This is a genomic window from Vibrio sp. M250220 (assembly GCF_036533795.1).
Taxonomy (GTDB): Bacteria; Pseudomonadota; Gammaproteobacteria; order Enterobacterales; family Vibrionaceae; genus Vibrio.
This window is the reverse complement of sequence record NZ_JATABI010000016.1, coordinates 24,605-44,521: the sequence shown is the minus strand read 5'-3', so window position 1 is coordinate 44,521 and position 19,917 is coordinate 24,605. Positions and strand designations below refer to the sequence as shown.

At 45.2% G+C, this 19,917-nt stretch carries 25 protein-coding genes and 1 pseudogene; 13 read left to right on the top strand and 13 right to left on the bottom strand.

What is annotated here, in order from left to right; translation table 11 throughout:
* Genes QTN94_RS08150 through QTN94_RS08120 form a run of 7 tightly spaced genes read right to left on the bottom strand, consistent with a single transcriptional unit; the run spans position 1 to position 4,362 of the window.
* Positions 1 to 360 (bottom strand): ApeI family dehydratase, encoded by a 360-nt coding sequence (locus QTN94_RS08150; RefSeq protein ID WP_331427402.1) that lies wholly within the window; start codon positions 358 to 360, stop codon positions 1 to 3.
* Positions 361 to 375: 15 nt separating this feature from the next.
* A complete protein-coding gene (locus QTN94_RS08145; RefSeq protein WP_331427401.1) occupies positions 376 to 1,758 on the bottom strand; it encodes an AMP-binding protein in 1,383 nt (460 codons plus the stop codon).
* Positions 1,759 to 1,763: 5 nt separating this feature from the next.
* Complete coding sequence (locus QTN94_RS08140; RefSeq protein WP_331427400.1) at positions 1,764 to 2,324, bottom strand: hypothetical protein; 561 nt, start codon at positions 2,322 to 2,324, stop codon at positions 1,764 to 1,766.
* Positions 2,324 to 2,581: an acyl carrier protein gene (locus tag QTN94_RS08135; protein ID WP_269375223.1), complete on the bottom strand. Its 258-nt coding sequence runs from the start codon at positions 2,579 to 2,581 to the stop codon at positions 2,324 to 2,326. The genes QTN94_RS08140 and QTN94_RS08135 overlap by 1 nt, the downstream gene beginning before the upstream one ends.
* 15 nt (positions 2,582 to 2,596) lie before the next feature.
* A complete protein-coding gene (locus QTN94_RS08130; RefSeq protein WP_006879085.1) occupies positions 2,597 to 2,857 on the bottom strand; it encodes a phosphopantetheine-binding protein in 261 nt (86 codons plus the stop codon).
* Between the two features lie 6 nt (positions 2,858 to 2,863).
* On the bottom strand, positions 2,864 to 3,637 hold the full coding sequence (locus QTN94_RS08125; protein WP_331427399.1) for a lysophospholipid acyltransferase family protein: 774 nt from the start codon (positions 3,635 to 3,637) through the stop codon (positions 2,864 to 2,866).
* The gene (locus tag QTN94_RS08120; protein ID WP_331427398.1) at positions 3,634 to 4,362 is read right to left on the bottom strand and encodes a beta-ketoacyl synthase chain length factor; all 729 of its coding nucleotides are present in this window, start codon (positions 4,360 to 4,362) and stop codon (positions 3,634 to 3,636) included. Before QTN94_RS08120 ends, QTN94_RS08125 begins: the two co-directional genes overlap by 4 nt.
* Before the next feature lie 70 nt (positions 4,363 to 4,432).
* Here QTN94_RS08120 and QTN94_RS08115 point away from each other — a divergent pair, with 70 nt between their 5' ends.
* The 4 genes from QTN94_RS08115 to QTN94_RS08100 all read left to right on the top strand — a co-directional run bounded on the left by QTN94_RS08115 (position 4,433) and on the right by QTN94_RS08100 (position 7,541).
* Entirely contained in the window at positions 4,433 to 4,825 is a 393-nt protein-coding gene (locus QTN94_RS08115) for a hypothetical protein (protein WP_331427397.1), read from the top strand.
* Between the two features lie 29 nt (positions 4,826 to 4,854).
* Positions 4,855 to 5,922 (top strand): class I SAM-dependent methyltransferase, encoded by a 1,068-nt coding sequence (locus tag QTN94_RS08110; protein WP_331417233.1) that lies wholly within the window; start codon positions 4,855 to 4,857, stop codon positions 5,920 to 5,922.
* A 37-nt stretch (positions 5,923 to 5,959) separates the two neighbouring features.
* Positions 5,960 to 7,207 carry an NAD(P)/FAD-dependent oxidoreductase gene (locus QTN94_RS08105; RefSeq protein WP_331427412.1) on the top strand — a complete coding sequence of 416 codons (1,248 nt, stop codon included), beginning with the start codon at positions 5,960 to 5,962 and terminating at the stop codon, positions 7,205 to 7,207.
* An 82-nt stretch (positions 7,208 to 7,289) separates the two neighbouring features.
* Positions 7,290 to 7,541: a DUF3081 domain-containing protein gene (locus QTN94_RS08100; protein WP_138971154.1), complete on the top strand. Its 252-nt coding sequence runs from the start codon at positions 7,290 to 7,292 to the stop codon at positions 7,539 to 7,541.
* Positions 7,542 to 7,585: 44 nt separating this feature from the next.
* Here QTN94_RS08100 and QTN94_RS08095 read toward each other — a convergent pair whose 3' ends face one another.
* Entirely contained in the window at positions 7,586 to 7,945 is a 360-nt protein-coding gene (locus QTN94_RS08095) for a DUF413 domain-containing protein (RefSeq protein WP_138971155.1), read from the bottom strand.
* Positions 7,946 to 8,142: 197 nt separating this feature from the next.
* Here QTN94_RS08095 and QTN94_RS08090 point away from each other — a divergent pair, with 197 nt between their 5' ends.
* Positions 8,143 to 9,036: a LysR family transcriptional regulator gene (locus QTN94_RS08090; protein ID WP_138971156.1), complete on the top strand. Its 894-nt coding sequence runs from the start codon at positions 8,143 to 8,145 to the stop codon at positions 9,034 to 9,036.
* Between the two features lie 91 nt (positions 9,037 to 9,127).
* Here QTN94_RS08090 and QTN94_RS08085 read toward each other — a convergent pair whose 3' ends face one another.
* Positions 9,128 to 9,331: a hypothetical protein gene (locus tag QTN94_RS08085; RefSeq protein WP_138971157.1), complete on the bottom strand. Its 204-nt coding sequence runs from the start codon at positions 9,329 to 9,331 to the stop codon at positions 9,128 to 9,130.
* 147 nt (positions 9,332 to 9,478) lie between these two features.
* Between QTN94_RS08085 and QTN94_RS08080 the strand changes: the two genes are divergently transcribed.
* The 3 genes from QTN94_RS08080 to QTN94_RS08070 are packed head-to-tail and all read left to right on the top strand — an operon-like array spanning position 9,479 to position 11,728.
* A complete protein-coding gene (locus QTN94_RS08080; RefSeq protein ID WP_443088786.1) occupies positions 9,479 to 10,846 on the top strand; it encodes a DNA-3-methyladenine glycosylase 2 family protein in 1,368 nt (455 codons plus the stop codon).
* The gene (locus QTN94_RS08075; RefSeq protein ID WP_331427395.1) at positions 10,843 to 11,319 is read left to right on the top strand and encodes a methylated-DNA--[protein]-cysteine S-methyltransferase; all 477 of its coding nucleotides are present in this window, start codon (positions 10,843 to 10,845) and stop codon (positions 11,317 to 11,319) included. Before QTN94_RS08080 ends, QTN94_RS08075 begins: the two co-directional genes overlap by 4 nt.
* 4 nt (positions 11,320 to 11,323) lie before the next feature.
* Positions 11,324 to 11,728, top strand: coding sequence for a hypothetical protein (locus QTN94_RS08070; protein WP_331427394.1), 405 nt, complete (start codon positions 11,324 to 11,326; stop codon positions 11,726 to 11,728).
* Here QTN94_RS08070 and nhaD read toward each other — a convergent pair.
* Positions 11,721 to 13,157, bottom strand: a complete 1,437-nt coding sequence (gene nhaD / locus QTN94_RS08065; RefSeq protein WP_331427393.1) for a sodium:proton antiporter NhaD — start codon at positions 13,155 to 13,157, stop codon at positions 11,721 to 11,723. The genes QTN94_RS08070 and nhaD overlap by 8 nt on opposite strands.
* A 272-nt stretch (positions 13,158 to 13,429) precedes the next feature.
* A pseudogene (locus tag QTN94_RS08060) lies at positions 13,430 to 14,125 on the bottom strand (dicarboxylate/amino acid:cation symporter); the annotation flags it as partial.
* Between the two features lie 481 nt (positions 14,126 to 14,606).
* Between QTN94_RS08060 and QTN94_RS08055 the strand changes: the two are divergent.
* The 4 genes from QTN94_RS08055 to QTN94_RS08040 all read left to right on the top strand — a co-directional run bounded on the left by QTN94_RS08055 (position 14,607) and on the right by QTN94_RS08040 (position 17,315).
* Positions 14,607 to 15,227 (top strand): LysE family translocator, encoded by a 621-nt coding sequence (locus tag QTN94_RS08055; RefSeq protein ID WP_138970842.1) that lies wholly within the window; start codon positions 14,607 to 14,609, stop codon positions 15,225 to 15,227.
* 291 nt (positions 15,228 to 15,518) lie between these two features.
* Complete coding sequence (locus QTN94_RS08050) at positions 15,519 to 15,977, top strand: YaiI/YqxD family protein (RefSeq protein WP_331417223.1); 459 nt, start codon at positions 15,519 to 15,521, stop codon at positions 15,975 to 15,977.
* A gap of 9 nt (positions 15,978 to 15,986) precedes the next feature.
* Positions 15,987 to 16,940 carry a LysR family transcriptional regulator gene (locus tag QTN94_RS08045; protein WP_331427392.1) on the top strand — a complete coding sequence of 318 codons (954 nt, stop codon included), beginning with the start codon at positions 15,987 to 15,989 and terminating at the stop codon, positions 16,938 to 16,940.
* Positions 16,941 to 17,075: 135 nt separating this feature from the next.
* Positions 17,076 to 17,315 (top strand): YdcH family protein, encoded by a 240-nt coding sequence (locus QTN94_RS08040; RefSeq protein WP_138970845.1) that lies wholly within the window; start codon positions 17,076 to 17,078, stop codon positions 17,313 to 17,315.
* A 143-nt stretch (positions 17,316 to 17,458) separates the two neighbouring features.
* On the opposite strand, the gene QTN94_RS08035 is transcribed toward QTN94_RS08040, so the two are convergent.
* The gene (locus tag QTN94_RS08035) at positions 17,459 to 18,346 is read right to left on the bottom strand and encodes an AraC family transcriptional regulator (RefSeq protein WP_138970846.1); all 888 of its coding nucleotides are present in this window, start codon (positions 18,344 to 18,346) and stop codon (positions 17,459 to 17,461) included.
* A 177-nt stretch (positions 18,347 to 18,523) separates the two neighbouring features.
* Between QTN94_RS08035 and QTN94_RS08030 the strand changes: the two genes are divergently transcribed.
* Positions 18,524 to 19,735: a sugar efflux transporter gene (locus QTN94_RS08030; RefSeq protein WP_331427391.1), complete on the top strand. Its 1,212-nt coding sequence runs from the start codon at positions 18,524 to 18,526 to the stop codon at positions 19,733 to 19,735.
* Here the strand turns inward: QTN94_RS08030 and QTN94_RS08025 are convergent.
* On the bottom strand, positions 19,725 to 19,868 hold the full coding sequence (locus QTN94_RS08025) for a nucleotidyltransferase family protein (RefSeq protein ID WP_426950795.1): 144 nt from the start codon (positions 19,866 to 19,868) through the stop codon (positions 19,725 to 19,727). The two genes, QTN94_RS08030 and QTN94_RS08025, sit on opposite strands and share 11 nt — an antisense overlap.
* Positions 19,869 to 19,917 lie beyond the last annotated feature (49 nt).

Below are 19,917 nucleotides of genomic sequence, written 5' to 3'. Positions count from 1 at the left end.
TTAGCCCCTTAATTTCATTTTTCCAGATGAGTGGATAACCCGTTGTTCGTTGTGAATTGAGCTGTATTTAAAGGTCAGCTTTTGTTTTTCATCGTCCCAGATCAGCTCTAAGGTAATCTGGGCATCTGGAAGGATAGGCTCTTGAAACTTAATCACTTCCATGCCTTTAAATGTCGGTGGAGTGTTGAGGTACTCAATCGCATAAAAGAGTGCCCAGTCAATCTGACTGACTCCCGGTAAAAGCGGGAAATGGCTAAAGTGACCACGAAAATCCAAGATATCCGCATCAACCTTAGCGCTAAGGGTGGCTTGGTTACCTTGAATGACAACATTTGTGATCGTTGGTTTTCTTTTATCCATGGTGCTACTTAATGTTTATGATTGGAACAATTTTTCAATGTCAGCGACTTGGCGCTTGCCCTGACTATTTAGCGGCACTTCATCGACAACACGGTACTTACGTGGAATCGCGATTGGCTCTAGCCAGTTGCGTAACGCTTGACGAAGAGCAATCCAGAATTTGCCTTTTCCGAGTTGTGTTATCTCCTGTTCACCAGCCGGAGTTAAGACGATAACCGCGCACAGTGCGATGCGATTTCCTTCGCTTTGCGGTATAACCGCACTTTCCTCGATCCAGTCGAGCTGTTCAAGACGTTTCTCGACTTCGACCAGAGAAATCCTTTTTTCTTCTACTTTGACAATACGATCGGTACGCCCTTTCAGCTCAAAACAGACTGTATCATGGAAGTGGCATTCGTCGGCAGTTTGGTACCAGTTATCGCCGTCAATGTGGGGGGCTTTTAATCGCAGACAACGCTCACTGTTAAGTTGCGCTTCGACACTTGGAAACAGTCTCCATGGTGTGGTTGGCACAGCTTGTTTTCGGTGAGCGATTCCCCCAGTCTCTGTGCTGCCAAACACTTCGATTGGAAGTGAACCGAATAGTTCTTGGCTATGCAGGGCAGCACTGTGCGTCAGCGGTCCTCCAGAAGAGAAGATGGCGCGCAGCGGAGCGCTATCGTGTTCTTCACTCAGGCGCTTTAATAACGCAGGACTGCTGATAAGCACGGTGTCATGACTCGCGTGGTGAACGAGCTGCTCAGGAAACTCAAGGTTGTGCACCGCGAACGGACGCCCTGAACATAATGGCCATAACAGGCGAAATAGCAGGCCATAAATATGTTGGTGAGACACAGTGCTCTCAATTCGAGAACCCGTTAGCTGATTGCCCCATAGTGACTCGAGAATGGCGATCTCGTTATCTAGCTGGCGCAGGGTTTTAACTATCGCCTTTGCTTTTCCACTTGAACCCGAGGTAAATAAGGTCAGGGTCACAGCGTCGACATCAAGAGGTGACGATAAATATGGCGTTGGCTCCGACAACGGTTCTGTTGAACGGCTGAGTAACAACGAAGGAACAGACTCAACAACGGGAACCAAGTCATCGTGGAGCAGTAGATCGAAGTGAGAGCTTAATTCACGTACCGCTTCAGGTTGATAATTGCCAGGTAACACCAAACGTTTGTTGGCGTAGCAGACGGCAAAAAAACCAACCGCAAACAGATAGCTGTTTGCGCAACACAACGCGATTTTCTCAGCGCTGTGTTGGTTCAAAAGAGTTTGAAAGCGCTCAATATCGGCTTGGAACTGCATCCAGCTAAAGGTGTTTTGTTCTGCAAATGCGACAGGATAAAGACTTGGGCGCTGGGCACACAGCAGATCAGTGAGCGAGCAAAAGTCAGCTTGGTCAAGGTACATGATGTCTATCGGTCCTTTCGGATAAACTGGCGAACAATCCACTCAACAGCAAACAAGGAACCCGCGAGTAAGTAACTGATCAGACCGTTATATAAGGTCCAAAGTTCCATGGAGTGAAAGCAGGTGTAAAGTGCGAATAGTCCATTTAAGATAAAGAAACCGCACCAAACCGCAGTCACTTTACGTGTGTATTGTACGCCACTCGGAGGTAACTCAGGTTCTTGCAGCCGTGCCAATCTTTCGATGATGGTTTGTGGCTGCTTAAAACTGCTGGCGAACACCACTAACATACACAGGTTGACCACCACAGGATAAAACGTCAGCCAACCATGCTGTTTAAACAACATGCCAATGGCTACCAACGAAATACCGGTTACCGCACTGACTTGAGCTACGTACTTGAGTTCTTTTAATTGGCTGCGTTGGACACTGAGCAGTCGAATTCCCAAGGCGGCGATAAGCAGTATCCCCACCAAGGAAAAGCCATATTTTTCAATGCCGAAGTAGACAGCGAATGGGTAGGCGAGCAGGACAACTGCAGACAGAATTGTCAGCAATTGACGCATTAGGCTTCCTTCAGAAGCTCTGTGACTGCATTGACCACGTCATCAACTGTACGCACGGTACTGAATTCCGCAGGTTTGATTTTCTTGCCAGTTACGTTTTGCAGATGAACCACGAGATCGACAGCATCGATGCTATCAAGGTCGAGATCTTGATACAGATGTGCTTCAGGAACGATATCTGATGCATCGATTTCAAAAAGCTCTTCAAGTGCGTCTTTAACTTGCTCAAATACTTGCTGTTTATTTACGTCAGTCATGAAATTACCTACTCATTACTCACTGATTTGCGAAGAGATATAGTTTGCCAGATTGCTTACAGATGCAAAATGTTCACGAGTATTGGAATCATCTGCGTCAATGACAATGTTGTACTTTTTCTTAATCGCTAAACCGAGTTCGAGGGCATCGATTGAGTCTAAGCCTAGACCATCGCCGAATAGTGGAGCGTCCGTTTCAATCTCTTCGACAGTTAGGTCTTCTAGATTAAGCGCATCAATTATAAGTTGTTTGATTTCGTTATGTAGTTTTTCCACGTGGACCTACTTGTGACTTGGGTTTTCTGGAAAGAGTGTCTCTGATAAATGCTGCTGCAAGCGTCTGGCAGCAAGTGTCGGAGACGTAGTTTGCTCTATAAAGGGCTTAACCTCAACTTTATCCTTAACCTCTACTAGGAAAAAAGGCTTAGTTGGGGGGACTTGATACCACTTTTTCTCTTTTGTGAGAAAGCTCGGAGAAACGGTGATGTGAATGATGCGCAAATCTCGACCTGTGCGGACGGCAATTTGCGCAGCACCACGTTGAAGTTTGGATTCAACGCCAGGTGTTGTTCGCGTGCCTTCAGGAAAAACTAATAAAACATTTCCTTGTTCAAAGCGTTGTTCGCATATTGCCAATAAATCGTCTGGCGTTTCATTTGGAATATAACCCGCCGCTTTGACAATATGCTTCATAAACGGGTTGTCCCATATCGCTGATTTGACGAGGCAATCGCAGCGTTCTAGCTGAGAGGCGATTAAAACGTAATCAATGAGACTTGGATGATTAGCAACAATTAAGCAATTTTTATCATTGTGCAAAGTGTCAGCGCCTAGGATTTTATAATCAATGGCGCCGGTCAACTTCATCAGCTTGCAGAAAAAGTTAAATGATCGCTGTATCGTATTCTGAACTTTATATTCTCTGGCCCTTTTATCACGGTACAATATGCGAATAGTAGGAATAACAATAAAGCTGAGCGCTAATCCACCTAAGCCAAAAACTGAAAAACAGAATCCAGTTGCGAACACACGCCAATATTGACCTAACTTAATCATTTTCGTTGCCAATTCCAGATTTGATTGTTGGCACAAATAGCCCATTCATTTCGCTCAGAAACGAACTGACGAATAAACTCTAACCCTTGAGGTAGAGAATGGGGCTGGCCGCTATCGTTACTCTGTTTGGAGATTTGGTACTGCTTTCCAACCGACAACACCAAGCCCAGTCCATAACCTTGATACTGCTGATGTTCATATTGCTGATAGGCTTCTGGAACCGGTTCATCAAAATCGACAACCAGTACTTTATGATCTGGATGATCATTGAGATAAAGCCAAGCCTCAAGCAAGGCACTTTGAAACGTATTTTCAGCGGCTGCAATTGAGGTTAGAGGAATGGTTTTTTTGGTTGCGATGGTGGCAAGTCCGGCTGCGGTATTGTGCACAGATTGGGAAAAAGCCATTGGAGAGGCTTCTTCGCCACGTAAGATATCACCCACTAAAGCAATACTGCGGTGCAGTTCTCCGTGGCGGCTGGCAAAAACCAGATAATCAATCTCGTGTTCATTTAACAGTTCAATGCTCGTTTGAACCGCTAGTTTGCTTAAATGACTCATTCTACGGCGCATCATCGGTGGTATGGCTGAGCAAATCAGGGTACCGTCTTGCGGCCATTCCAAGTTATTTGCCCAGCTTTCCCAATTTTGAGACGTGGAAAGTCCGTTAGAATGTGCGAGCCATGCATCGATGTTAAATGAGATATTGATTTCTGAATTTGACATAAAAATTTGAATTGTTGTTTTTACAGCGAAATACTATTGCAGACTTACACTTAATTAAGGAAATAATAATATGTCATCATTTAAGTTACTCGGCTCACTTTTGTTAGCGTTATTACTTGTTGGTTGTGGGCGAGTTCAGCCTGTAATGAATGTTGAGGATACTCCAGTTGGATATAATCTTCAAAGCAAACAAGTTAAGATGGCGATAATGCAAGCTGCGACGAATCGCGGTTGGATTGTCGAAGAAGTGAGTCCAACAGAATTGAACGCAAAAATTCATGTTCGTGACCACTACGCTGAGATAAAAATCCCATTTAGCGACAAATTTTACTCAATAATTTATCTCAACTCAGAAAACCTAAAAGAGAAAGGTGGCAAAATTCACCGTAACTACAACCGTTGGATAAACAATCTAAACGTAGATATTAAGCGTCAGTTAGCGTTAACGGCTTCTGGTCAGTAATTAATTAGCAACTAATAGTTAGGTTTTTCGTGGTAAACAAAATTAAAGATCCATTCAACGCACTAGAGGCGAAGACAGAAGCTCAAAAGCTTTCATTTGCACCGATTGTATTTCACACGGCGCGTACTTTGCGTGACTTAGGTATTTTAACTGTACTTGACGATGCAGGCAGTGAAGGCTTAGATGCTGCCGCGATTGCACAAAAAACCGACGTTTCAGAGTATGGCGTAAAAGTGCTACTCGATATGGCCATCAGTGCAAACATTGTTTTATGGCAAAAACCTAACTATTCATTAGCCAATCTAGGCTTTTTTATTCTCCACGATGGCATGACCAACGCCAACATGGATTTCACCGCAGACGTTTGTTATGCGGCGATGATGCACTTAACTGAATCGATAGTGGAAGGTAAGCCCGCAGGACTGAAAGAGTTGGGTGAATGGGAGACGATTTATCAAGGCCTCTCACAATTGCCAGAAAGAGCGAAGCAAAGCTGGTTTAAATTTGATCACTTCTACTCCGATCGTTCTTTCCCTGTTTTACTTCAAGAAGTCTTCAAATCACAGCCAAAGCAGATCGTTGATATCGGTGGTAACACTGGTAAATGGGCGATGCAGTGCTGTGGATATGACAGTGAGGTTCAGGTCACCATTGTCGACCTACCTCAGCAATTGGAAATGGCTATGGCCAATGCAGTGCAGCACGGTTTTGAACAGCGTGTTACGCCTTTCCCAGCCAATATGCTCGACAAACAGCAAACTCTGCCCCCTCAAGCAGATATCTGGTGGATGAGCCAGTTCCTAGACTGTTTCTCTCCGATGGAGATCTTGAGTATCTTGAAACGTGTGAAGCAACAACTTCGTCCTGGCGATGCCGTCTATATTCTAGAGCTGTTTTGGGATGCACAGAAATATGATGCCGCATCGTATAGTCTAAACGCGACCTCGCTATACTTCACCTGTTTAGCCAATGGCAATAGCCGCTTTTATCGTAGCGACGATTTTCTGGAGATTGTCGAAGAGGCGGGCTTAGCCGTGATTGAGAGAACGGATGATATCGGACTCGGTCACACCTTATTAAAGTTGACGTCAAAATAGTCACTTTATCTGAACATGAGCAATATAAAAAATAATGATGAATAAAGAATTTACTCAAGTTGTTGTTGTCGGTGCCGGGCCCTCTGGTTCTACCGTTTCTGCGCTGCTTAATGCGCAAAATATCAAAGTCATTGTAATTGAAAAGGCCGAGTTCCCTCGCTTTTCGATTGGAGAAAGTTTGTTGCCAGCGTGTATGGAAGTGGTTGAGCAGGCTGGAATGCTAGAGGCCGTAAACGCATACGGCTTCCAATATAAAGATGGCGCCGCATTTAGACGCAATGGTGTCTATACCCAATTCAACTTTACTGAAAAGTTTAGCAGTGGCCCGGGAACCACATACCAAGTTCAGCGTGGTAACTTTGACAAGGTACTTGCCGACAGTGCTGCACAACAAGGTGTCGAAATTCGTTACAAACATGAACTGACGGCACTCGAGTTCATTGACCAGCGCTCGCTGCTTACGATCACGGATCATCAAGGTAATCCCTATCAGATAGAAGCCGACTATGTGCTCGATGCCAGTGGCTTTGGACGTGTTCTACCAAGAATGCTCGATCTTGAAGAGCCATCGTGTCTTCCACCACGTAAAGCGATTTTCACTCATATCGTTGGCAACATCGACGTTGAAGATATGGAGTATGACCGCAATAAGATTCTGATCTCTGTCCATCCTGATAATCATGATGTTTGGTACTGGCTAATTCCTTTTTCCAATGGCGTGTGCTCATTTGGTATTGTTGGTGAGCCTGAGTTCTTCGACAAGTACCCACAAGACAAGATAGAGGCAATTGAACAGCTGGCTAGTGAGGAGCCGGGTTTAGCTCGCTTGTTGGCGAATGCTGAGTATCCTAACCCTGCTGGCGAACTCGGTGGTTATTCAGCCAACGTTAAACATCTTGCGACATCGCACTACGCTTTGCTTGGTAACGCGGGCGAATTTCTTGACCCAGTGTTCTCTTCTGGCGTGACTATTGCGATGAAATCGGCACACTTTGCGGCAGATTGTATTGTTCGTCAGCTCAGTGGACAGGCCGTGGATTGGCAAAAAGAGTATGCGGAGCCTTTGATGGTTGGCGTTAACACCTTCAGAACCTACGTAGAAGGTTGGTATAACGGCACACTACAAGATGTGATCTTCTATCAGCGCCCAAACCCGCGTATTAAAGAGATGATTAGCTCAATCTTGGCTGGATATGCTTGGGATACTGATAACCCATATGTCAAAAATAGCCAGCAACGATTAGCGACCTTGGCGGAATTGGTTAGAGAAGACAAAAACGTCTAGATTTTGATACGGCTCAAGGTTCGGATTGGCTAAATAGGCCATTTCTGCTCATACTTTCAGTGTGAAATAAAGGAGGTTGGGGATGAAAAACGAACTTGATCCGAGCAAAATTCTTATGGCATATGAAACCGTTATGGCGAATGGAACGCCAACTGAGCACGGTAAAATATATGAGGGGGTGGAGGCATTCTCCGACTATGATGGCTATAACGTTTATATGCGGGGGAATGGCGTCGAGTTAAAAGTTGGTTTTCACAACACCTACCACCTCGACTATGACCAAGAACATCTGCGTGACAGCTTTCTTAAGAAAGTGGCGATGCTCGCTAAATAGACAAAGCCCTGAACGTATTGCGCTCAGGGCTTTTAATTTGGTGCTTAATCTTCTTCTACTAAGCTTGCGTCTTCTGAGTAGTCATCAGCGCCTGCTTCAGGTTTATTGCGACCATTTAGAGTATGGAAACGCTTGCGGCCACGAGCTAACTGAACATATTTAAGCCATACACGCTCAAGTTTTGATTTCGCTTTGCCTGGATGGACTAATACTTTGACAAAATGTTTCTCTTCGGCGTTTTCAGGCGTTAAATCACCAGACTCTAAGCCAAGCATAGTGTCGCCATAAAGCGTTAGAATTTCTTCCTCAGCAAGCGTAAAATCGCCAGACTTAGCGAATCCTCGTGGGAACTTAGTATTGTCGTAAAAACGTTTTTTGCCATGACGAAATTCGGTGTCAGACATTTTGTTAGCCTCTAATTGATCCTAAATGGGTGACCTAGAGCGAAAGTTAGGCGTAAAATTAACAAAAGAAAAACAAAACCTTTTTATCATTACTATTGAATAGTTTTATTAAATTTAGATAACACTTTAGTGACCTGAAGATTATAAGAATTCATCGAACTTGCTAACATTGCAAGATTGTCGGTAGAGGAAAACCAATGGACGTAAAAGTCTTTAGAACGTTTTTAGAACTGGCTCAAGTCAGACATTTTGGCAAAGCGGCAGAGAATCTGTACATCACCCAAGCGGCTGTTAGTGCCCGCATTAAACAACTTGAAAGCTACTTTGACACCCAGCTATTTATTCGAGACCGAAACAACATCAAGTTGACCTCTTCTGGTGAACGACTCATCGGTTATGCCGAAGTCATGGTGAGTACCTTACAACAGGCTAAACTGGAACTTTCGTTGGAAAGTGGCAAAGCCCTGCAATTAACTTTAGGTGGTACTGCCAATGTGTGGGATGCCTATCTTCAGAACTGTCTCAGCCTAGTGACCGATGAATTTGAAGGTTATGGCTTTATGGCTGAGATCTTGGGTCGCGAAGCATTAACTCGTCAATTGCAAGAACGCACCCTCGATATGGCTTTCGCCTTTGATCAAATTAAAGCAGATGAACTTCACTGTAAAAAAGTCGCCGATGTCGTGCTTGTGCTGGTCTCGACTAAGCAAGATGCGTTAGATACGGTATTTGAAGATAAGTATGTCTATGTTGACTGGGGGACGAAGTTTGCCTCTGAGCACGCGGAGCGTCACGCTAGAATCGCAGCGCCTTACTTACGTACATCTACAGCCAGAATTGCTTTGGAATTCATCCTTGAAAAAGGTGGAAGTGCTTACTTACCAATCTCCCTCGTCGAGCCCTTCTTAGCAAGTGGACAGCTGTTCAAAGTTCAGGGAGTTGAGGATTGGTATCGTCCTATCTACCTCAGCTATCGTAAAGCGAGCAGTTCGGTAGATGCGATTAAGCAAGTGGAAGAGTTGGTGAAAACGATTGACCCAGTCACTGCATATAGCTTGCAGCAGATGGCAGATTTTTCCGTCGCTGAATAACTCGCTTTAAATCAAAGCCTCGCTAATGCGAGGCTTTATTGTATCCATGTTGGACAAGATAGCTGCTAACGCTACCTTGCGACTACTGCTTTTAAAGGCTCATTAAGCTCTCAATTGACTCCTCAATCGTTAATTCATGATAGCGACGTATCGACTGACCATCGAAGGCATCAATTAAAATTTTGTCGATATTGATGGGGCCGTGTTGGTCAATAATGCCTAAGATTTGTTCAACATTATCGCATGTCATAGTGAGATCGCTTTTAAGCACAACAGTGCAAGAGTGTAGATGCATAGCCAACTTCCTTATTATTTTTTAAGGTTTCATCTATAACTTTAGATGAGGAAAATGGCTTCGCAATCTCATTGAGTGCCGAAAATGGCTAGTATTTATTGTTATCCGATTTAGAATTTAAATAACAGTTTGAAGCGTATCGGAAAAATGATGGCTCAGGGAATGACATTTTTGACAAAAAAAGATTGCCATAACGCGAGAATGGCAAGAGACAGCCGTTTTGATGGGTGTTTTTACGTGGCAGTGAAAACCACAGGAATCTTTTGTCGACCGATTTGCCCAGCAAATCTACCCAAGGAAGAAAACGTCGAGTACTTTTTTGATAAGGCCCTCGCATTGCAGGCGGGTTATCGACCTTGTTTACGCTGCCGCCCAGATAGTGCGCCAAGTTCTTGGGCATGGAAAGGCGTCGAGGCGACATTTCAGCGTGCGGTTAAGTTAATTGAACAAGGCGCTTTGCAACACGCTTCTCTAGTCGAACTCTCTGAGCGACTCGGGATCTCAGACCGCTATCTACGTAAGTTGTTCAGCCACTATATTGGTATGTCCCCCAAGCAATACGCGCTGTGTTATCAATTGATGTTCGCGAAGCAGTTGCTGCATACCAGCCGTCTCTCCGTGACAGAGGTTGCTTTGGCGAGTGGATTCAATAGTCTTCGTCGTTTTAATGATGCGTTCAAGCAGCAGCTGAAATTGACACCGTCCCAGATAAAGAAGGATTTGGTGGCTTGTGCAGAGATGAATCATATCGATCTTGCTTACCGAGGCCCCTTTGATTGGCAGCACATGCTCGATTTCTATCGTTTGAGAGCGATCAACGGATTGGAACGGGTGGGGGCAGACGACTATCAACGTTGCTTCGAGTTGGAAGGGCAAGCCGGTTGGTTTTCTGTATCAAACCCCAAAACGGGCATTGTAAGATTGCAGTTTAAACTCGATGACATTTCGTGCCTGAGGTCGTTGGTTAATCAGGTTCGGCGTATGTTCGATCTCGACAGTGACTTGTTACTGATCGAGAAACATTTACATGACATCGAGCCAAAGCTAATCAAGCAATCGGGTATTCGTATCCCTGGGGTTTGGAGTCCTTGGGAAGCGGGGGTCAGGGCAATTCTTGGTCAACAGGTCTCTATCAAAGCTGCCATTGGGCAATTGAACTTGCTGGCAACCACTTTGCAGCCAGATGGCGTCACGCATTTCCCCACTCCGAGTGAAGTGAACGGTGCAGATTTATCATTCTTGCGGATGCCTCAAAGCCGCAAGGATACGCTGGCAAGATTTGCTGCCTACATGACCTGTCACCCTGATGCACCACCGGAGTCCTGGCTTGAAATAAAGGGAATCGGACCATGGACGATGAACTATGCGCGTTTACGAGGCGCTTCAGAACCTAACTGTTTTTTGGAGAGTGACCTAGTGGTGAAAAAAGCACTCAAGGCTTTCCCCAACCTCACTACGAATACAGTTTCTCCTTGGGGAAGCTACGCAACCTTTCATTGTTGGAGTCACGCATGACAAACTACTACACCACATTTCAATCACCATTAGGTGTCATGACGCTGCAAGCGAACCAAGAGGGGCTAGTCGGTGCTTGGTTTGAAACTCAAACGACTCAGCCAGGCAGTTTGGGGATCTACACGGAAGACAACCCCATTCTTTGCCAAGCGGTTGTCCAATTGACTGAGTATTTCTCTGGCTCTCGCACCAATTTTGATCTTCCTGTTGCAGCCAAAGGCACCGTATTTCAGACTCAAGTTTGGAAGGCGCTAGCCACTATTCCATATGGAGAAACCTGGAGCTATCAGGATCTTGCTAATGCGATTGGTAACCCCAAGGCCGTTAGAGCCGTAGGGTTAGCGAATGGCAAAAATCCTGTTTCTGTGATTGTACCGTGTCACAGGGTGATTGGAAAAAGTGGTAAGCTAACAGGGTACGCAGGAGGCGTAGAACGCAAAGCGCAGCTATTGCAGTTAGAGCAATCGGAGTGATGGAATGGTAACACGGGTAAAAAGCACTGCGTTGTTGGTGTGTGGTTTATTGCCAGTCGCCCTAATGGGGTGTTCAGAAGAGAAGACAGAACGCATTCTCAACAAGCAAACGTATTCATTTGAAGGGGTCTTCGAAAACCAGTACAACGGTGATCTGCTGGAATTTAAAGACGCTCAAGTGACTTTTATCAAGGAGAACCATCTGGATGTGACAAAAACGTTTGAAGTGAAAGATAACTACCTGACCATCCAGATGCGCAATAGCTCGAAGGAGAAGCGTGAAGACATCGTAATGCGAATTCACGGCAATAACGAGTTACTGACGTGCAACGTGTGTGCGAAATACCAGTTGGCCAGTACGTGGCAAAAGAGAGATTTCTCTCCTTTGCCCGCTGAAGTGATTAAGTAAAGAGAGCACCATTTAGCAATAGATGGGCAGCAATACTAGCCACGTAGCCCATCGCGATGACTGGCAGCCATTTCAAGTGACCAAAGAAGGTGTATTTTCCATGCGCCGCTCCCATCAATGCTACACCTGCTGCTGAGCCTATCGACAATAAGCTTCCTCCCACACCAGCAGTAAGAGTGACCAATAACCAGTTGCCCATACTCATGACTGGCTCCATGGTCAATACCGCAAACATCACTGGGATATTATCGACAATGGCAGAAAGTATTCCGACCATCACGTTCGCTAGCACCGGATCCCATTGGGTATACATGACTTCAGAGATCATACCTAAATAGCCTAGAAGGTTCAGGCCGCCAACGCACATCACGACGCCATAGAAAAATAACAACGTGTCCCATTCTGCATGAGAGACGCGTCGGAACACGTCAAAAGGCACCACTGAGCCTAAACGTTTTAACGCATGATCATCTCGATTTTCTATTGCCCGCGCTGCTTTTTTATGTAGAGAAGCTTTAAGGGTTTTGCGCAAGAAGAATCCGAAAAATTGCAGATAGGCGAGCCCCATCATCATACCGACCACGGGTGGAAAGTGCAGGACAGCATGAAAAGCAACCGCTGTTGCTATGGTAAGAACAAACAAAAAGACGATGCGCCTAGCTCCTCGTTTTAGCTCGACATGTTGGTGGACGACATCTGGGCGAGTCTTAGGAATGAAGAACGACATAATAAACGCTGGCACAAGGTAGTTGATGACGGAGGGTACAAACAAGGGCATGAACTCTCCAAACGAGACGTGCCCTGCCTGCCAAACCATTAGAGTGGTGATATCACCAAATGGACTGAAGGCACCTCCGGCATTGGCCGCGATAACGATGTTGATACAGGCTAGATTAATGAATTTGGTATTATCGCCTGCAACTTTCATCACGACTGCGCACATTAGCAGTGCGGTGGTCAGGTTATCGGCGATCGGTGAAATAAAGAAGGCGAGAATACCAGTTAGCCAAAAGAGTGATTTAAAGTTAAATCCTTTGCCGACCATCCAAGCCTGAAGTGCATCGAACAGCCGCCTCTCTTCCATTGCGCTGATGTAGGTCATCGCGACTAACAAAAACAGCAATAACTCCGCATACTCAAGCAGGTTATGTTCCAACGCAGCCTTAGCAACTTCAACCTGATCGTATTGGGAATAGACGTAACCAATCATTGCCCAGATTAAGCCTGCGGCAAGTAATACAGGTTTTGATTTCCTTAGCTGCAGGTACTCCTCTAGCATCACCAAGGTATAGGCGATAGCGAAGATGATGAGCGATGCATAACCAATGGTGGATTGGGTTAATGGTAAAACTTGTGTGTTCGAGGAAGCAGCAAATGTTGAAAAAGGTAGCAAAAAGAGGGTGACAAAAAGGGACCACTGCAATTTCATACTTTCACTCCTTGGAAAGCTGATTGTTGTTATCGTAAAACTATTCTAGAGAGGATTTAGCTGTGGTTATGTGAGATAAGTTGGATCCGATTGTATTCATTAAACATTTGTGATCTAAATGTTTGTTTTTTTGGTGGCGATAACAAGTAGAGTCATTGCTTATAGAGGAATAGATCCCCCCCTGACATTAGAGTCAGGGGGGATCTTTTTGTCGTGAGAGCTATTTGGCGACCTTGCTGAAATTGGCTTCTAAGCCAACTGCTATGATCAAATTAAGCTTCTGAACGTTTGAGATGAACTTCTTCTTCAGCCGCACCTGCCATTGGGTCGTTGAAGCGAGATTCATCAAGCGCACCTTCAGATTTAGCAACAATGATGGTGACTGCACTGTCACCAGTGATGTTAACAGCAGTACGAATCATATCGAGTAGACGGTCAACACCCATGATCAGTGCGATACCTTCCAGCGGTAGACCTACTTGGTTTAGTACCATTGCTAGCATAACTAGACCAACGCCTGGAACACCTGCCGTGCCGATAGAGGCTAGGGTTGCTGTGAGGATAACCATCAGGTAATCACCCATCGTCAGGTCAATGTTGAACGCCTGTGCGATAAATGCAGTCGCAACACCTTGCATGATTGCAGTACCGTCCATGTTCACCGTTGCACCTAATGGTACGGTAAACGATGACACACGGTTCTCTACACCCATGCGGTTCTTAGCCGTTTCCATTGTCACTGGAATCGTTGCATTTGAAGACGCCGTCGAGAAAGCGAACATAATTGCGTCTTCCATCTTCTTAAGGAAGGTGATAGGGCTTAGACCAGTAAAGCCTTTTAGCATCAAGCTGTAGGTGACCAAACCATGCAAAAGTAGCGTGCCAGCCAGTACGAGGAAGTACTCTGCCAAGTTAACAATTGCACTCAGACCAAGACCTGTGAACAGTTTCGCCATCAAGAATAACACGGCTGGTTAACGACATTGGCTTCTTGGTATTCATAGAGAACACTCCTTATAGTTATGCACCCTGAGTTCATTTCAAGGCGAGCAGGAGGTTAGCAGGCGAATGAAAAAATAAGAAAGCAAAATAGTGGAGGGGATGTGTAGATGTGACCGCTGTCACTGCTTTTTTGTGGTATTTAACGGCGTGTTAACTAAATTTTGCAAAGTTATTATCTATAAAATCGCAAAATTAACACTGAAAATCCTAGCTGTTAAAATAGAAGCCTTTCTCATTACGTGAGAATCCAAATGCATATAGTCATAGGGTTGGTCGAAAAGTGCATATATAGTCAGGAGTTATTCAGTTAGAGTCGTAATTTTCGATACGTCGCTTCTCGTACTGATAGGGACATTCTGTGCCTCTATTGCTTATGTCGGTGTATGGTGTTTGGCTGTACATTGCATTATGTTAGATCGCATTACTACTCCTCACGATCTAGGTTCTATGAATACTGCTTTGCTGGGAATGTTTATTCCGACTTTTTTCTTTGTCTCCATTACTCCGGGGATGTGCATGACGCTTGCTTTAACACTAGGTATGAGTATCGGTTACCGACGAGCCTTGTGGATGATGGCGGGTGAACTGGTGGGTGTTGGATTAGTGGCGATAGCGGCGGTGGTCGGTATTGCTGCGGTTATGCTCAACTATCCTTGGTTGTTCGTTGCACTGAAATTTATTGGTGGTGGGTATCTACTTTATCTTGGCATCCAGATGTGGCGTTCAAGAGGCAAACTCGCGATCAATCTGGAACAGCAGGCTGCGGTACCACAAAGTGATTGGGACTTGGTGATTCAAGGATTTGTCACTGCTATTGCGAATCCCAAAGGTTGGGCTTTTATGATCTCTCTTCTACCACCATTTATCGATCAAAAAGCCGATCTCATGCCACAACTTGTGGTACTCGTCTCGATTATCTTAGTGTTTGAATTTATCTGCATGACGCTATATGCCACGGGTGGAAAAGGATTGAAACGCTTACTGGGTCACTCTCAAAATGTCCGTTTAATGAACAGAATTGCCGGAACATTGATGATGGGAGTTGGCGTGTGGTTGTTTGTCAGTTAACGATGCGTCTTTTACCACTTAGGTGAATACGAGTGAACCTGTTACCAGCCCCTGAGTAGCCCCCTCTCTCAGGGGCTTTTTACATTGAGCGTATTGGCGTGTTTGTGGGTCAACTCGCGCGAAACGCAATGGGGTTGTTTGCCTGTCGGGCTTTCTAGTCAAAAAGATTTGCAGGGAGTAAGGTTAGTTTCGATACTGGAACTGCTGTACGCTTTAAATAACGCTATTATGCTTCAACAAATTGCGGTCTAATGATTGCGTTAATTAGAGAAGATTAAGGAATCGAGTTTGATGAAGATTTGGGTAGATGCAGATGCGTGTCCGGTCGTGGTTCGTGATGTTTTATTTCGAGCCTCTCAGAGGACTGGTGTCGAGGTGACTTTAGTTGCCAACCAATTTATCCGCACCCCAGCGTCGCCGAAAGTGACTATGTTGCAAGTACAACCTGGTTTTGATGTCGCAGACAACGAAATTGTTAAGCGCTGCCAAGTCGGTGACTTAGTGATCACCAGCGATATTCCTCTCGCAGACGAGATTATTACCAAAGGTGGTCATGCATTGAGTTCTCGCGGTGAAATGTTTACCAAAGAGAACATAAAGTCACGCCTTAATATTCGCGACTTTATGGAAACCATGCGTAGCAGTGGTATTCAGACGGGAGGCCCTGCGCCGCTTAGTCAGGCTGATCGCCAGCAGTTCGCTAACCATTTGGACAAGTGGTTAGTGCAATGGCAACGTTCGCAAAAGTAAGGCGCTGAGATGGCACTGGTTAATCAACTCTCTCTGTTTATTGATGTCGTGCAGCAGGGCTCGTTTGCTAAGGCTGCGGCGTTGAATGATATGGATAACTCATCACTATCCAAACAAATCAAGAAACTAGAGACAGAACTGGGTGTGCAGTTGCTCAATCGTTCGACACGCTCTTTCTCACTGACTCCTGCGGGTGAAGAGATCTTAGAGCAAGCACGGAGTTTGGTTGGCACGTTGCATCACGTACAGTCGATAGCGGATTCTTACCATGCACAACCAAAGGGACGCATTCGCGTAACGGCTCCTCTCCATATTGGACAGAACCATCTTCAACCTGTGATTACCCAGTTTCTTAAAAATTATCCTGATGTTGAGATAGAGCTGCTGCTTGATGATAAGCGTTCCGACATTATTTCTGACCATTTTGATGTCGCATTTCGTTTAGGAAGATTGGATGACTCGAGCCTGATTGCGAGGAAAATTGCTGATATCAGAGCGGTTATCTTAGCATCAGATACGTTTATTGAACGTTATGGGGAGCCGAAAACTCCGGATGAATTGGTTAAGCTACCCTCTGTTGTTTACAGTAATCGTTCATTGATCGTTGATACGATGAGACTCAGTGAACAGCCGGGTGGGGAAACATTTCTCAACTACAAGATGAAGGGAAACTGTAAGGTAAATGACGTGGCAACTCTCATAGCGGCGGTACAGGATGGATTAGGGTATGCGACCATATCGTCTTCCAACCTCAATCGGTCGATTGTCGAGATGAAGCTACGCCCTCTCCTCACACAGTATACGCTGTGCAATGGAGATCTCGCTTTGTATGCCCTCTATCCTCACCGTAAACAAACGGCATTGGTCAAAGCATTTATCTCGGCAGTTGAAGCCCATATAGGAAAACCGCCAATATGGGAGCAGTATATTCCTAACTTTGCTCACTTTTATCAAAAGCAATGAGGTTAGTAGGGGGCGGCATTGAGCCAGACCATTTTTCCTGCTACTCAGTGCGGGAGATCGCATAAATCAATTCCATTAACTGCTATGGTTAAAAAATAACCAGTTGTTTTATTCTCGAAAAAGGAGGTGTTATCTATGCTCGGTGAAGATCACTCACTACTTAAGGAATTTCCACAACATAAGCAAACAATACAAGCATTAGCAAAAGAGAGTCTGGAGTTCGCAGAATTGATGAGAGAATACAATGCTCTCGACAAAGATATTCGAAAGCTGGAGATGCGTGACTCGCCCATTAGTGATGAAGAGATGCATCTCATGAAGCACAACCGAGCTGAGATGAAAGATCGCCTTCATCAATACCTAATAAATCAGTGACATAATGAATGCTTATAACAAAGGCCCTTATCGGGCCTTTGTGGTTATTGAATTCTGTTATGTTTCAATGGAGTCGCCTTGACGAATTATTCGTTGTGCATGCAATTCATCTTTTATTTGTGGCGAGAAGAGAGGGGATAGAATTAGTTAAAACGCGCTCTGAACTGCGATGGAGTCATCTGTTTTACCATGCGAAATTGGCGATTGAAGTTCGATAGGTTTTGAAATCCTGTCTTCTCTGCGACTAAGGCAATTGGGGTGGAAGAGCTGGCGAGGAGTTCACACGCTTTACCAACGCGATACTGTTTTAGGTGGTCAGAAAAACTCACTCCATAGTGCTTCTCAAACAAACGATAGGCTGAACTTTCACTAATATGCAGTTCCTTACAGAGGTCGGAAATACGTACTGCGTGTTGATAGTTGCGTTCAATAAACTGTGTCGCCATAGCGACTCGTTTGTGTGCGTCGTTATCGCCAGATAACTCTTTGAGTCGATAAGGAGTTACAGACAGTTTTTCGGACTGTTTGTCATCAGCGAGATGGATCAATACCTCCATCACTTTAAGCGCTTGTAGGTGCCTTTCACTGCTTTCAATTCCACTTAATAGTGCAGACACTTTTTCGGCAGTTTGCGCACTGAATTTTAGACCAAAGGCGGCATTTTCCAGCAAGCGTTTGATATTGCGAGCCTCAGGGATCGCCGCTTGAAGTTTCTCTATCCAATGATGTTTAAGCCAGACGATAATCGAGCTGTGTGGCTTCTCGTCACTGCCTGCCAGCTGTCCGGTAATCATATGGGGTAGCCCAGGCCCATAGAGTAGGAGAGTGTTGTGATTCACTTGCCCGATGGCATCGCCAGCAAAGTAGTTACCGTTAAACACATGCTGAGGGTCGAGATAAAGAACCAGTTCATATTCGGCGTGGTAATGCCATGAGCAGGCGAATTGCTCATTTTTAACACGACAGTGATACTCCCTTACCAGCCAGTCATAACTGGGCGAGTTAAGGACATTTTCTATAAACGGCTTCATCTGACATCCTCCAATAACGGCAGTTAGAGTAATCGATGTGTTGTTTTTCTGTCAAAGATATAACTGTTGTTGAAGGATTTGTATTAGATGTGGCTCGAATACCATCATTGAATCTCGATAACTTTGTATAGACTAACGCCATTCAATATGAGTGGTTGGCTATAGGAGCGTTTGGGTATGTATCGAGACAAAACGGCAATATTGTTTATTTTTACAGCGTTCGTTTCAGGCTTGTGCGGTGCGTTCTTTTATCCGCTATCAAGCTTGTTTATCGTTGAGCAGTTAGGCGCATCCCCAATGATGCTGAGCATGTACATGGTGCTTGCGGTAGTAAGCTCTGTGATTGTCTCACAGTTGATTGCGACTCAGTCGGATAAAAACTGGCAGCGTAAAACGATTCTTATCGTCGCGTTATCTTGTTATCTGATCACTGTGCTGAGCTTTGTTTTTGTTCGTGATTATTGGCTGGCAGTCACTATAGCAACGGTGTTTGGTAGTGTTAGCGGTGCCTCATTTGGTCAGCTGTTTGCGATGGGAAGAGAGTATGCGGACAAGAATGTCGAAGATAGTACGACGTTTCTGTCAACGATGCGTGCTGGTATCGCCATCGCTTGGGTATTTGGCCCTCCTGCTGCCTTTATGCTCAAAGCGAGCTTCGGTTTCAGCGCGGCGTTTATGGTCTCAGCATCGATCGTTTCCATTGCCATTCTGGTGATCACAACCTCATTGCCATCTTGTGAAGTTACTGCGCCTTCTGGTGAATCATCGCAAGATAAACCATCCAGCCGAGGTGTTAACCAACTGGTTGCGCTCTATTGTGTTGCGATGGTATTCGCCTTTGCGGCGAACAACCTCTATATCACGAGTATGCCGCTATATCTCTCTCAGGAGCTGAAAGTCGATGGAAACTGGCTTGGTTTTCTATTTGGTGCGGCGGCATTGTGTGAGATCCCAGTGATGCTATGGGCGGGACGTTTGGCGCAAAAGGTCGGTGCGATTAAGTTGATGATGCTGGGTGTGGCGACGGGAATTGTGTTCTATATGGTGATGTTAACAAGCCAAACCTTTGTCACTATGCTGGCGGCGCAAATTTTAAATGGCTTCTTTATCGGCGTATGTGCGACGCTCGGAATGGTTGTATTGCAGGATATGATGCGTGATCGTTTGGGAACTGCTTCGACCTTGTTCTCAAGCACGTTGAGTATCAGTATGCTGCTGGCCAGTCTCTCTGTCGGCGTTGTGGGAGAGTTGTATAACTACTATTCGACCTTATATGTCTCATTTGCAGGTGTGATTGTAGCTGTGATTCTGTTGTGGTTGTTTACCTACAAAGTCCGTCAGCAACAAACCGTCTTACCAACAACGGTTCCATCGATTTCTAGTCACTAACCACGGTCAGTTTTGGCCAGCGATTCAACCAACCTTTTCTTGATACTCGCTGGTCAAATACGGTTTTACATCGCTTGGGATTGTGAGTGAGTTTGAGCTCAAACAGCGACTGATAACCAAATGCCGCGCACACCGTAACGCTTCAACCCTGATAGGATCTTGTGTAATTAACTCAATAATTC